The organism is Deltaproteobacteria bacterium, from assembly GCA_028818775.1.
In the GTDB taxonomy this organism is placed as follows: domain Bacteria; phylum Desulfobacterota; class Binatia; order UBA9968; family JAJDTQ01; genus JAJDTQ01.
In genome coordinates, this window is sequence record JAPPNE010000101.1 from 61,172 (window position 1) to 71,599 (window position 10,428).

Consider the following 10,428-nt stretch of genomic DNA (forward strand, 5'->3'; position numbering starts at 1 on the left):
CCCGACGACACGCCGTCAGGGGTTGCGGCCCGCGCGCGCCAGTGGCTCGATGGTGGTAAGGCGGGCCAGGGCGTAGCCGTGGAGCGGCTGGATCTCCAACGCGCGTACGTAGTCGAGGTCGGCGCGCGCGTGAAAGCCGAGGGCGCCGGCATTGCGAGCGCGCAGGACGTACACCTCCGCAAGCCACCTGTCATCCACGGCCAGCCCCAATTCCGCAACCTCCAGGAAGTTCAGGGACTCGCGATGGTTGCCCAGGAAGTAATGCGCGCGGGCAACGAAGTAATGACTGTAGGGATTGCTCGAGTCCACCCGGATGGCCTGTTCGAAACGCGCCAGCGCGGCCTCGTTCCTCTCCGCCCGGAGAAGCGCCTGCCCCTGCTGCAACAGCTTCATCGAAGCCTCGCGCTGCGGCAAGCCCGCACCCGCCAGCGCGGCAAGGTCCGGCAGCGGGTAGGCGTCCCCGGTGTCGCGGTCCGATTGGACATCTGCCCCGGTGGCGGGCGCGGTCGGCGCTGGCCGTGGTGCGAGCGCCGTCGTTCCGGGACGCGGCGCGTCCGGTTCCCCTTCTTCGGGTTCCGGCCTCGGGACGAGTGGTTGCGTTTCGGGCCGGGTCAGTGTTTGGGTCGCCGTGGGTGTCTCGGGCACGGTCCCGCCGGCAGGCGGCGGCGGTTTCGGCGCCGAGCCGGTCAGATCCTCTTCCACGATCGTTCCCTGGCGCAACAGCGGCGACGCCGGGTCGTTCGGGACCGCGGGCCGGTTCTGCGCCACCGCCGCCGCACAAACGAACGATGCCGCCAGGCAGAGCACTCCGGAGACCGTCCACGCCTGCGAAAAGGGTTTCGTCATTCTCTCGGTTCCACTCCCCACGGCTGCCGCGCGCCTCACAAGAGGATCACCGCCACCACCGTGCCCAGCGCGAACGGCACCAGCGCCGCCGGAGGCAGGTTCCCGCTGACCGTATCGAGAACCACCAACATCGACAGTCCGATGAACACAAGACCCGGATAGGTCACAAGAAGCTCGATCATGGATCCATGCCGGCGCCCGTCGACCCGGCCCGGGGAGAGCCCGGAAGCGTGGCGCCGGAGCAGCTTCCATTGTGGGTCGCGGGTGTCGGGGTGTCAAGGAGAGAGGAGAGTGGGCGGCGGGCAGGCCCCCCAGCGTCAAGGGCCGTCCGAGGGCGGGTCCGTGCCCAATACTTCCACGGGACGGGTGAACAGACAGTACGCACCGTCCGGGATCACGGGTTCCATTGAATGCCGGACTACCTTGGCCGTATCGATGCAGTTCCGCGGATCACCATAGACGAGAGACTCCATATCTGTCGAACACGGAGTCGATTGAGACAACGGTCAGGTTGTGCGTCAATGCTTGGGCGATCAGCATTCGATCAAAGGGATCGCGGTGGGCACCGGGCAATCGGCCGGCACGTTCCGCATCTTTGACGGTGATTTCAAGTTCCTCGAAGCCCTGGCTGGCGATGCTGGCGGTCACGTCGCGAGCGACGGCCTCCGCCTCCGGTAGTTTGCCGACGCGATGCTTGGTAGTGATTTCCCAAGCCGTGGCCGCGCTGACCACCACGTCGTTCGAACTGTCGTCCACTGCGCGACGAGCCGCTGGGGAGAGCCGCCTGTTGCCTGCGAGCCACCACATGAAAGCATGGGTATCGAGAAGGAGCCTCATGTCGATTCAGCTTTCCCAAGCTGCCAATTCTTCCTCCGGCAGTGGATCGAGGATGCTGTCGTCCACCACGATTTGTCCTCGCATGGCGCCAAACTGCCGCTTGCCGCGCGGTTTGCAGCGCACCAGCCGCGCGACCGGCTCACCCCGCCGCGCGATGACCACATCTTCGCCTGCCTCGACCTGCGCCAACAGGCGGGAAAGCTGAGTCTTGGCTTGATGGACGTTGACCACGGGCATGATTTGGCCTCCCTGAGTAGAAACTTAGCTAACAATATGACTAGATGTAGGGAGCTATGTCAAGCGGGACCAGTGGCTCAAACGGTAATGCCCGTCTCGTGCATGACAATGTAATGCGCTGTGACGGACAGGCAAGTCTAGGGGCGTCATCCGCGAGCCAGCCATGACGGCAGTTGCAGGAGATGTGGCCTTGTACGGAGGGGCCGTCGACGCGGTGAGAGGGTTGGCGGCCGGACGCATTGGCCCCGGATTTGCGTTCCCGAAAATAGAGACTGAAGATATAATGAGCGGGAGGATGAAGACACAGCCCCGTCATCCTGGGCGAGGAAGACGATGCAGCCCTGCTGGGCGTCGTCACGCTGGAAATTCTGGGGCTGGTGCTCAATCCCTTCAACCGGACCTTGCAGCCGATGCGCGTGACGCAGGCCTGAGTCCGCCTGTTGAGTGACAACACGTGTTCTTGCCCCACCCTCGCGGCCAGCAACTCCGCACGGCTGTCGGGATGCGGCGAGTCCTCGGCCGTAGAACCCTACGTCCGGTTGACAAAAGGTTGCGGTTGACATACGGTTGCATACTGAAGGAGAGCCCATATGACCACGGAGACGGTGACTCAGAGGCTGGAGCCCGAGGAGGCGGCCGAACAGCTCTTTGCCGCGCACGCTCAGGATGGCGTCTGGCTCGATCGCTTCACCGAAAGCCTCGCGGGCCGCCGCGCCGGGGCGTCCCTCGCGCGTACCATAGATGCGTGGGACTTGAGCCAGGCGGACGCCGGGCGGCTTTTCCATGTGAGCCGTCAGGCGTTCGGGAAGTGGCTGCGTTACGGCGCGCCCGCGGAGCGCGCGGCGGCCGTCGCGGATCTGGCGGCCGCCACCGATCTGCTGGTGCGCCATCTCAAGCGCGACCGGATTCCGGCCGTGGTGCGCCGGCCAATCCCCGCGCTCGACGGGGTTTCCTTGATGGACTTGCTGGACCGGGGAGAGACGCGCGAGCTGCTCGCGGCTTGCCGCGGAATGTTCCGGTTCGATCGGGTGCAGGGTTGACCGTGGAGTTGCTGCGCGAGGCGATCCCCGACGGTCACCTGTGGTGGCGCATCGCGGATCCGGCTTGGGTTGATCCTCTTGACCCCGACTTCGCACGGCAAAGGGGCGGACGGTGGAATCCGCCCGGCAGTTTCCCGACGCTCTATGTCAACGAAGACATGGTGACGGCCAGGCTGAATCTTCGCGCATTCATCGCTGGCTGGCCGTACGAACCCGAAGACCTTCGGGAGGACACCGGACCGGTTCTGGTCGGCTGCACGTTGCCGCGCCGTCAGGTGGTCTGCGACGTGCACACCCCCGAAGGCGTCCGCGCCGCCGGCATGCCCGCCTCCTATCCGTTCGAAAGAGGCGGTGCGCTGGTGCCGCACAGTCTTTGTCGACCCGTTGGAGAGCGGGCCAAGGCCTTGGGTCTGCGAGGCGTCCGAGCCCGCTCGGCGCAATCCCGCGACGGCGCCGGGCGCGAGTTGGCGTGGTTTCCCGCCTCGGTCCGCAGCTTGGCCCGACGGGTCGGGACGTTGGCCTTCCCGGAATGGTTCTGGGGGTAGCCGGACCTCCTCGGCCGATCTTCAATCGGCCCATTCGCTCCATTGTTTTCGTGCGGAGGACGCAAGACGGTTTCCCGTGCCGCCGCCTTGTCCGCTCACGGGCCGAGTGCTAGTCTCCTTCCCCGGACAACCACCGAAACGGAGGCATACCCATGATCATCGATCTCGATTCACACTTGCGCGAAGGCTACTTCATGGACGAGGTGTACAGGCTCGACGAGCCGTTCGCTCAGTTCACGCCGAGGAAGGCCAACGACCAGGGCAGGAGCCACGGTACGCGCTTCATCCATTCCCTGGAGCCGCTCAATCCCCAGGGGCTCGCAACCCACAAGCACCCCTACATCTACGACCCGAAGGTGAACTGGCGCGCGGGGGAGATCGCCGAGCGGCAGGTGGGCGGGTACGACATGGCGCGCCGGCTGGAAGACATCCGCGCGGAGCGCATCGACAAGGAGATCATCTTTCCCACCGGCATCAGCATCGCCACGCAGAACCAGGGCCGGCTCGGCGCCGCGGTGGCGCGGGCGTTCAACGACTGGGTGGCGAACCTTGTCAAGGGCTACGAGGACACGTTCCTGCCTTGTGCCATGGCCCCGGCGGGCTGCCCGGAAGCGATGCCCGACGAGGTGACGCGCTGCGTCAAGGAGCTGGGCTTCAAGGCCACCCATCTGGTGCCGTACGTGGGTTCGAGGAACGTGGACGACCCGATCTTCTATCCGTACTACGAGACGGTCCAGGATCTCGGTGTCCCGCTTTTCTGCCACCCCAACAGCAACGGCGACCTCACCGACCGGTTCGACAATTTCTACAAGACGCACGTGCTGGGACGGGTCATGAACTGCACGGCCGCGCTGGTGGCGCTGGTGCTGGGAGGCGTGTTCGAGAAGTTCCCGCGCCTCAAGGTCGTGTTCTTCGAGTGCAGCGCCGAATGGATACTCTTCTGGATGCACCGCATGGACGACGACTACGAGTGGGCCAAGGACTTCTCCCAGCTCACCGGGCACCTGAGCATGGCGCCGTCGGAGTACATCAAGCGCAACTGCTACGTGACCTGCGAGGCGGACGAGCGCGACCTCGCCACGCCCATCAAGGAGCTGGGCGAGGACCGCATCTTCCTGGCCACCGACTACCCGCACTTCGACTCGGAGTACCCGCACACGGTCTCCGGCATCGAGGAAAGGTCCGACATCACGGACAGCCAGAAGGCCAGAATCCTGGGCGAGAACGCTGAGGAGTTGCTGAACCTGTAATAGGGCCGATGGAGGAGACGCAGGTGAAGTTCTCCCAAGACATCGTTCCCCTGACCGACCTGAAATCCAACCCCGGCCGCGTAGTGAAACATGCCGCAGAATGTCGCCGTCCCGTTCTCGTCACCAGTCGCGGGCGAGGCGTCGCGGTCGTCCAGTCCATCGAAGAATTCGAAGCAGCCGACGATGAGCGCGCTTTCATGCGGGCGGTAGTCGAAGGGTTGTCAGATATCGAAGAAGGACGCGAGGTCTCGTTGGCGGAAGCGAAATCCCGGCTCGGTCCCAAGTAGTCGTGCCCGTGGAAATCGGTTGGTGCGGCGAATTCGTCATGCCGATAGCATCCGTTGCATCGCTCGACTGGGAGGACCTGGAGGAATGGGCGGGATCAGCGGTCGTGGAGCGCGGCGAGAGCTACCGGCGCCGCGTGCACGATCTTGCCGTGACTCAGGAAGAGCGTCTGGTCGCCGACGTCATGGGAGGCGAGAGCTATCTCACCCTCGTGTGGATGACCGGCGACACGCCTGACCACCAGTGCAGTTGTCCTTACGCAGGCCCCTGCAAACACGCCGTTGCCGTGGTCCTGACTTATCTTGACCACCTCAGTTCCGGAAAATCGGTTCCGAATATCGAGTCTGACGAACTGGACGCCCGGTTGTCCGCGTATGGCCTCGCGGGCGGGCCGGAGCAGGCTTTCGATGTCAAGAAGGCGCGCACCGCCCTCAAAGCCATGTCCAAGGCGAAGCTCGTCGAGTGGGCGATGGACAGGTTTGCCGTGGATCCGGCGCTCTTCGATACGCTGCCTTTGGCGGCACCGCTGACCGACAAGGCTCTGGCTCAGACAGTAGGCCGGCTGCGCCGCCGGATCCGCGAGACGGCGAGTGAAGGAGGCTGGCAGGATCATTGGAGCCACCGGGGTTACACGCCGGACTATGGGCCGATACGGGCGCAACTCGAAAAGCTGTTGAAGGGCGGGCATGAAGCCGTGGTGGCGGAGTTAGGAGAAGAGATATTCGAACGGGGAACTGCGCAGGTCGAGGAATCGGACGACGAGGGTGAAACCGCCTCGCAGATCAGCGATTGCTTGGCCGTGGTGTTGGACGCGAAGGGGAAAACACGACAACCGGCCGCAAAGCTCATGATCTGGTACTGGGACAAGTTGATGAACGACGAGTACGCTTTGCTGGAGGGGCTGGAGCCGCCGGTGGAGGAGGCTCGACTGAGCCGGGCCGACTGGGGTGAGGTTGCCGAAGCATTCGGGAACAGGTTGGCTTCTTCGCCCAAGCCTGCAAGCGACGACCGCTGGTCTTCGGAAAGGCACCGTCGGGAAAGGCTGCTGGCTTGCACGCGGTCGGCGTTGTTCAACACCGGCGAGGATGAGCGGGCGATAGAGCTGATGATCGAGGAGCTGCCCTATTGCGACAACTACGTCGAGCTCGTTCAATGTCTGTTGGCAACCAAAGCCTATGATCAGGCGGTGGACTGGGCACGCCAAGGTTTCCACAAGACCCTGGACGATCATCCCGGCATCGCATGGAAGCTGGTGGAGTTGTTGGTCGAAATCGCCCGGAAACGGAGGGACTGGTTGCTGGTTGCGGCCCTGCGAGCAGAGGCGTTCGTGAGGCACACCAATGTGGACCACTATCGAGATGCCGAGAAAGCAGGCCGAAAGGCGGACTGCTGGCAACAGGTGCGGCCCGCGTTGTTGCGCTTCCTGGAGACGGGAGCCGCGCCTTCGTCCGCGGCCGGGTGGCCGTTGCCCGGCACCGGGCTTCAGTGGTCCGGCTCGCGATTTCGGCGAACCTTCCCCGAGCACAATGACCTGATCGCCATCGCGCTGTACGAGAGTCGGACCGAGGACGCCTTGCGGTGGTTTCGGGAGGCGCCCAATCAAGACTATCATGCCGAAGCCGTCGCCAAGGCCGTGGCGGGAACCTATCCCGACGTGAGCCTTGAAGTCTGGAAACGCAAGACGGAAGGTCTGATCGACAGAGTCCAGCCACGCTCGTATCGGGAGGCTATGCCTTATCTGTCGAGGATGGAAAAGCTCATGCAGAGTCTGGGCCGCGGTGACGAGTACCGCGGTTATATCTCCGCGTTGCGCCTTCGACACAAAGCAAAGCGACGTTTGATGGAAGAGCTGGACAAGCTGGAAACCCGCCAAAGAAACAGCACCCGGTGACCCTTCGTGTGTCCGCGGGGAAGCCCGCGTTGACACGCATGGGGCCGCGTGTTACGAGCGGTTCAGGAGCCATGGGCTCATGCCACGCGCGATCCCCTGACAGTACAGTCGCAGATCGGAGGAACGGCCGTGAAGGAACGGATTCGCGAGATCGACAAGGAGTACGGGTTCAATCTCACCGAGGACGAGATCGAGTCCATCGCCAAGCAGGCCGAGGAGACGCACGAGTTGCTCCAGGACCTTTACAAGGTCGACGTCGGCGGGGTCATGCCCATCATGAAGATCGACAAGCAGCGGAAGAGCTAGCCGCTCCCAACACCCCCGACACCATGGACGACAGCACCAAGGAAAGCATCCTCCAGCACATCGACGGCCAGGAGCTGGCCGAGCTCACCCGGGACCTGGTGGACATCCTGAGCCCCACCGGATCGGAGAAGGAGATCGGCGAGTTCATCCTCGACTGGTACGGGCGCAACGGCCTCAAGCCCATCCGCCAGGAGATCGACCCCAACCGCGTGAACGCGGTGGGAGTGCTCCAGGGCACCGGCGGCGGCGTGTCGTTGATGATCAACGGTCACATGGACACCAGCTTCACCGGCCAGGAGGACGATCTGATGCTGTGCCGGGAGCTCGAGCCCCAGAGCGAGCTCCAGGGCGCGATCCGGGACGGCAAGGTGTTCGGCTTGGCCGCCTCCAACATGAAGTCCGGGCTCGCGGCCTTCATGGTGGCCGGCAAGGCGCTCAAGCAGAGCGGCGTGGCCATCAAGGGCGACCTGATCCTGGCGGCGGTGGCGGGCGAGATCTCCCGCACGCCCATCGGGCCGTACCAGTCCGGGCTCTACCGCGGCGAGGGCACCGGCACGCGCCACCTGCTCACCTACGGCGTCCAGTCCGACTACGCCATCGTGGCCGACCGCTCGGCCCTCTCCATCGTCTGGACCCAGGCCGGCGTGGCCCAGTTCAAGATCGACACCTTCGGCAATCCCCACGCGGCGTGGGGGGTCACGCGGGAGCAGGAGCCGCCGGAGGAGCACAACGCGGTGCTGAAGATGGCAAGGGTTGCGCAGGCGGTGGATGCCTGGGCCGAGGAGTTCGAGGCCAACCACGTGTACCAGTCGGCCAACGGCCCGATCATCCCCAAGGTCAATCTCGGCGCGGTCCAGGGGGGCGCGCCCTACCGGCCCAACTACCATCCGGGCATCTGCTCGCTCTACGTGGACGTGCGCATTCCGCCGGAGCTTCGGCCGATCGAAGTGCAGCGCCAGTTGCGCGCGGTCATGGACGCCACCGGCTACGAGTACGACATCGAGATGTACACGTCGAAGATGGGCTACGAGGCCAAGGGCATCGAGCCCGTCGTGGAGGTCATCGAAGGGACCCACCAGGAGCTGTTCGGCGAGAAGACCACGCCGGCCAACACGTTCCGCTCCAGCATCTGGACCGACACCAACATCTACAACGAGATGGGCATCCCCGCCTGCAAGTTCGGCCTCGGCGGCGGCCGCTTCACCACCCGGTCGGAGCAGATCGACATCGACGAGATCGTGCGCGCCTCGCAGATCTACGCGTTGTCGGCGGCCACCATCTGCAACTGGAGCCGGTAGCCGTCCAAGCAGGAGCCTCTGATGGAACCGGTACTCGCCGAGAAGATCGTCCATGGCTTGAAGGCGGTGGGCATCGACTTCATGACCTACCTGCCGGAGAGCCGGCTAAGCCAGATCCTGCCGCTCCTGCGCGAGGACGGCACGGTGCAGATGGTAGCCGCCGCCAGCGAGCAGGAGGCCATCACCATCGCCGCGGGCGCGGCCTTGGGCGGCAAGCGGGTGGCCTGCTACATGGAGAGCACGGGACCCTACGTTTCCGCCTACTCGCTTCTCACCGTGGGCAAGCAGATGGGCGTGCCGATCCTGCTGCTCATCGGCTTTCTGGGCAGCTTCGCGGACCAACGGAACAGCTTCCTCTATGTCACCATCGGCATGCGGATGATCCCCACCCTGGAAGGGCTCGGGCTCGAATACCGCGTCATCGAGAACGCCGACAATCTGGAGCGGCACATCAGGGACGCCCAGCGGGTCAGCGACTCCATGCGGGCGCCGGCCGCGTTGATCTTCTCCGGGGAGTTCGCCCGATGATCCGGCGCGATTGTCTCGAGCTCATCGCGCCGTTGATGACCGATCAACTGGTGCTCTCCTCCCAGAGCGGCCAGCGCATTGAGTGGTTCCACCTGTCGCAGCACGAGGGCAACCTGCTGGTGGGAATGATGGGGTGCGCCACCGGAGTAGGCATGGGACTGGCGCTGGCGCTGCCCCACCGCCGTGTCATCGTGCTGGAATCGGACGGCAGCGTGCTGTTGTCGCTGTTCAATCTCCCGACCTTGGGCAACCTGAACCTCACCAACCTGACGGTGTTCGTGTTCGACAACGAGGTCTACAGCGGCAGCACCATGAGCGAACCCACGGCCACGGCCGGAAAGACCGACCTGACGGCCATCGCCCGGGCCTCGGGAATAGAAAACGCCGTCACCGTGGACGACATCGAGGGCTTCAAGGAACATGGACTACCCGGTGTGACGGGAGAGGGGCTCCACTACGTGGTGTGCAAGGTGGAGGAGAGCCTCATCCACCGCGAGATCCCGCGTCCCAACGTCGATCTGGCGGAGTACAAGTACCGGTTCGTTCGCTATATCGAGCGCACCGAGGGCATTACCGTACCGTTCGTCGGCCTGGGGTAGCCCGCATGGTTCAGCCCCGGGCCGCTCGTTGAACCGGCGCGCCGGGACGGCGCCCGCGTTCCGCGGCCACACACTCAATCGCCAAGCAAACCAAAACCACAAGGAGGTGAATCACCATGCCAACCAACCAAGAGGCGGTGAAACGTCAGGAAGCAGAGAAGACCGAGTACGACTGGGGTACGCTCTGGCCGCACTACCACAAGGAGAGGATGAACTGGGCCACCGGTTTCCGCACCAAGGGCGACGTGGACATCCTGTTCCTTTCCGGCTCCACCGGACGCGACCCGTTCGAGGACGCGCCTTGCCGGGAGCCCGGCGAGGAGCGGTCCGGCCGCGGCAAGGTCGTCGGCGGCATCAAGGAGCAGACCCGTCAGGCTTGGCAGGACATCAAGGACAACCTGGAGATGATGGGCGGCGAGCTCAAGAACATCGTCATGATCCGCTACTTCCTCACCCGGCGGGAGGACGTGTTCGACATGCGTGACGAGATGTACGCGTTCTTCGAGGAGCACGAGCCCGATCTGCGCGCCCATCCCCGCCCCGCTACGCTGCTGCGCGGCGTCGGCATCGACCTGCAGGACATGCTGATCGAGATCGAGGCGTGGGCGGCGGTGCCGCGGAAGAAATAACTGCCCGAAACGTGAAGCGGGGGGTTAACCCCAACCCGGGGAACCCCCCCTAGAAAAGGAAAAAACAAAACCAACGGCCCGACCCCGACCCCCCCCCCCCCGCGGGTATAAACGGGGTTTAGGCCCAGGGCAGGGAC

At 64.5% G+C, this 10,428-nt stretch carries 14 protein-coding genes and 1 pseudogene; 11 read left to right on the plus strand and 4 right to left on the minus strand.

The features are described 5' to 3' along the window. Nucleotides 1-15: 15 nt before the first annotated feature. From OXU42_12180 to OXU42_12195, 4 genes are all read right to left on the minus strand, one after another. Nucleotides 16-846: a hypothetical protein gene (locus OXU42_12180; protein MDE0030146.1), complete on the minus strand. Its 831-nt coding sequence runs from the start codon at nucleotides 844-846 to the stop codon at nucleotides 16-18. 35 nt (nucleotides 847-881) lie between these two features. Further along, the gene (locus OXU42_12185; GenBank protein MDE0030147.1) at nucleotides 882-1,028 is read right to left on the minus strand and encodes a hypothetical protein; all 147 of its coding nucleotides are present in this window, start codon (nucleotides 1,026-1,028) and stop codon (nucleotides 882-884) included. Nucleotides 1,029-1,296: 268 nt separating this feature from the next. Then, complete coding sequence (locus OXU42_12190) at nucleotides 1,297-1,683, minus strand: type II toxin-antitoxin system VapC family toxin (protein MDE0030148.1); 387 nt, start codon at nucleotides 1,681-1,683, stop codon at nucleotides 1,297-1,299. A 6-nt stretch (nucleotides 1,684-1,689) separates the two neighbouring features. Then, nucleotides 1,690-1,920: a type II toxin-antitoxin system prevent-host-death family antitoxin gene (locus tag OXU42_12195; GenBank protein ID MDE0030149.1), complete on the minus strand. Its 231-nt coding sequence runs from the start codon at nucleotides 1,918-1,920 to the stop codon at nucleotides 1,690-1,692. Between the two features lie 293 nt (nucleotides 1,921-2,213). Between OXU42_12195 and OXU42_12200 the strand changes: the two are divergent. From OXU42_12200 to OXU42_12250, 11 genes and pseudogenes are all read left to right on the plus strand, one after another. Beyond that, nucleotides 2,214-2,351: pseudogene (locus OXU42_12200) on the plus strand (aspartyl protease). A gap of 159 nt (nucleotides 2,352-2,510) precedes the next feature. Continuing rightward, nucleotides 2,511-2,960, plus strand: a complete 450-nt coding sequence (locus OXU42_12205; protein MDE0030150.1) for a hypothetical protein — start codon at nucleotides 2,511-2,513, stop codon at nucleotides 2,958-2,960. Between the two features lie 2 nt (nucleotides 2,961-2,962). Further along, nucleotides 2,963-3,505: an RES family NAD+ phosphorylase gene (locus OXU42_12210; GenBank protein ID MDE0030151.1), complete on the plus strand. Its 543-nt coding sequence runs from the start codon at nucleotides 2,963-2,965 to the stop codon at nucleotides 3,503-3,505. Between the two features lie 152 nt (nucleotides 3,506-3,657). Then, complete coding sequence (locus tag OXU42_12215) at nucleotides 3,658-4,755, plus strand: amidohydrolase family protein (protein ID MDE0030152.1); 1,098 nt, start codon at nucleotides 3,658-3,660, stop codon at nucleotides 4,753-4,755. An 8-nt stretch (nucleotides 4,756-4,763) separates the two neighbouring features. Further along, nucleotides 4,764-5,042 carry a type II toxin-antitoxin system prevent-host-death family antitoxin gene (locus OXU42_12220; protein MDE0030153.1) on the plus strand — a complete coding sequence of 93 codons (279 nt, stop codon included), beginning with the start codon at nucleotides 4,764-4,766 and terminating at the stop codon, nucleotides 5,040-5,042. A gap of 8 nt (nucleotides 5,043-5,050) precedes the next feature. After that, the gene (locus tag OXU42_12225) at nucleotides 5,051-6,931 is read left to right on the plus strand and encodes an SWIM zinc finger family protein (protein ID MDE0030154.1); all 1,881 of its coding nucleotides are present in this window, start codon (nucleotides 5,051-5,053) and stop codon (nucleotides 6,929-6,931) included. A gap of 129 nt (nucleotides 6,932-7,060) precedes the next feature. Further along, nucleotides 7,061-7,237, plus strand: coding sequence for a hypothetical protein (locus OXU42_12230; protein MDE0030155.1), 177 nt, complete (start codon nucleotides 7,061-7,063; stop codon nucleotides 7,235-7,237). Nucleotides 7,238-7,260: 23 nt separating this feature from the next. Then, nucleotides 7,261-8,535, plus strand: coding sequence for a M20/M25/M40 family metallo-hydrolase (locus tag OXU42_12235; GenBank protein MDE0030156.1), 1,275 nt, complete (start codon nucleotides 7,261-7,263; stop codon nucleotides 8,533-8,535). 21 nt (nucleotides 8,536-8,556) lie between these two features. Continuing rightward, a complete protein-coding gene (locus OXU42_12240; GenBank protein MDE0030157.1) occupies nucleotides 8,557-9,063 on the plus strand; it encodes a thiamine pyrophosphate-binding protein in 507 nt (168 codons plus the stop codon). Next, nucleotides 9,060-9,662 carry a thiamine pyrophosphate-dependent enzyme gene (locus OXU42_12245; GenBank protein ID MDE0030158.1) on the plus strand — a complete coding sequence of 201 codons (603 nt, stop codon included), beginning with the start codon at nucleotides 9,060-9,062 and terminating at the stop codon, nucleotides 9,660-9,662. The genes OXU42_12240 and OXU42_12245 overlap by 4 nt, the downstream gene beginning before the upstream one ends. Before the next feature lie 116 nt (nucleotides 9,663-9,778). After that, entirely contained in the window at nucleotides 9,779-10,291 is a 513-nt protein-coding gene (locus tag OXU42_12250) for a RidA family protein (GenBank protein ID MDE0030159.1), read from the plus strand. The last annotated feature ends 137 nt before the right edge of the window (nucleotides 10,292-10,428 follow it).